This window comes from Pseudomonas avellanae BPIC 631 (assembly GCF_000444135.1).
Taxonomy (GTDB): Bacteria; Pseudomonadota; Gammaproteobacteria; order Pseudomonadales; family Pseudomonadaceae; genus Aquipseudomonas; species Aquipseudomonas avellanae.
Window position 1 is genome coordinate 1 of record NZ_ATDK01000075.1, and the last position, 2,164, is coordinate 2,164.

Annotated in this window: 2 protein-coding genes; both read right to left on the reverse strand. The window is 48.2% G+C overall.

Annotated elements, in window-relative coordinates; translation table 11 throughout:
- Window positions 1–549: 549 nt before the first annotated feature.
- A complete protein-coding gene (locus DW49_RS0105650) occupies window positions 550–813 on the reverse strand; it encodes a hypothetical protein (protein ID WP_010212495.1) in 264 nt (87 codons plus the stop codon).
- Window positions 814–1,426: 613 nt separating this feature from the next.
- A partial coding sequence (locus DW49_RS0105655; protein ID WP_338109214.1) for a PBECR2 nuclease fold domain-containing protein occupies window positions 1,427–2,164 on the reverse strand: 738 nt, incomplete at its 5' end.

The window sequence follows — 2,164 nt, forward strand, 5'->3', positions numbered from 1 at the left end:
CGGATGGTATACACGGCGGCAATCAGCGGGCTGACGGTGCAGGGACTGGTCCTCAACGCTCAGGCGATCGCGCAGATGAGGTACGTGAAGCCCTGACAGGGGGAAGGTGCGTCCGCACCTAGGTTCAGCGGTAAAATAACCTGCGTTAATGCGGATTGATAGGGATTTTCACTGCATAAGTAACGCATCAGCGTCTTCCTACGCAACGCTATGAAGGCATGACGCCTCCGTCATAGCGTCAGCTTGATGCATAGGCATTTTGAAATTCCTATGCATGAACAGTCCAGCCTGCACGAGTGCCTGTCTCATGTTGGCAGTTTTTACCGTACGATTTTTCCGAATTCTGCGGACACCCCATGTTAGACATGGCTTGTGCTGAAGGTATATAGTTACAATAACAGATTTTTAAATCTCACAATTTTCATGCGCATGCTGAAAATTTAATGTGTAGGAATTAAAAATTCCTACACATTGATTAGACTTGGCCAGGTGCCGTGTGCGTTGAGGAAAATCCCTCTCGCAAGACTGGTGGCTACCCGGTTTATTATCTTACTTCCGTTTTTCTATAGAAAGATTCATTACTGCAAATGCATTGGCTAATGCGATTATTGCGGCATTGTCCTGAGCATTCGTCTTGCCGTCTTCATTGGTATCGGATTCACTTCTTACTGTATCAAAGCCTTTGTCGTGGCCGGAAGCTGTTACGTAAGACGCAAAAGCCAGCTTTTCCTTGTTCCAATACTGCACCAATATTTCAGGAATACTATCCTTTTCAAAGTCAACCATGGATAACCGGATTTCATAACTAGCCATTTTTAAACCTTAATTTATGTATGTTTGGAATGAAAAATTTAGCATGGTACCTTTACTAGTGCAAATTAAATTTCAAGGCGGTTGTAAAGGCTTAGTGCACCACTGTGGCATTACTTTGATCATATAATTAAATATTGCTTTGCCATCATTGATGCCTAGGGATGGTCTGTAGTAAGCCGCTATTTTTAGACTGCTGAGCCATAGCCGCTTTCAAAAAACGGTAGCCGTTCACAAGCGTCAGCTTGATGCATAGGCATTTTGAAATTCCTATGCATGGACTAGCCGCACCAGAGAAGAAACGGGAGCCTTGGCTCCCGTTTTTGACTCTCCAAAAAAACGGCTAGCAGTTACCTGGTACTGCCATAGGCCCAATCAAGGGCAGGTGGTGCAGCGAAATGCCTATCATCAAGGGTCACCGGAAGTCCCGGAAAATCACGGCCATTCATCAAATTTGGTTGACACACGTGTCACCTTGTATATGATTGCAAGTGAGCGCGAAACCAGTGGCCTTCAGCGGCAATGACTGGCGTAGGAACCCCGGCGATGGCTGAACATCGGCGTAGGGTGAGACCTCCACACCCCTGCTTGAGGGTGTGCATATGAATATCAAGCTTCAAATTTGAGGGCTACTTTCACAAGTAGCCCTTTTTCTTTGCTCTGAAAAAAGCGTGTAGCGCTTGTACAGCAGCTCGCCATGACGATGCTTGTTGAGCGATTTGGCGTCCGTGTGCATAAAATTCCAGAGCATCTGGCCCTCGATGAACACAACGCTTACGAGCATCTGCCGCTTAGACTCATACGCACCAATGAAAGCCAGGCGGTCAGTGCCGTCCGTGAAAGCCACTTTCCAGACCTCTAGCGGCCCAGTGAGAGTGTCTAAAGCCAATCTTACGTAGCGCTCCCGGGCATCCAGTCGTTTTTCGACGATGTGGTAGATGCTGCTGCGCAGGATAGTCACATCCCCCATAGGCGTAATGACGGTTATGGACAAAATCGCAGAGTCGATGAACCCCAGATGCTGAGCTGTCACCTCAATGGCGTCTTCATGGCTGGACGCCGCAGTGACTTCCTCAAGAGCATGTGTACGCAGCTCACGCGCCAAGGTACGCAGGTCAGGAAGATTGCTATCAACCCACGTGGGCTGGCCTTTTACTTCAGAAATTTTGGGTAGGAGAGTATCCGTGCTCAAACGTCGTCGCTCAATCTTGGCGGTTGTTAGGTCGTCATTGTGCCATGTCTGGGGATTCCACGCGCACTTGGACACCCATTCCACGAACACTTGGACAGTGATTCCACGCTGACTTGGACACTGATTCCACGAGCATCTGGACAGTGATTTCTCACTGACCAG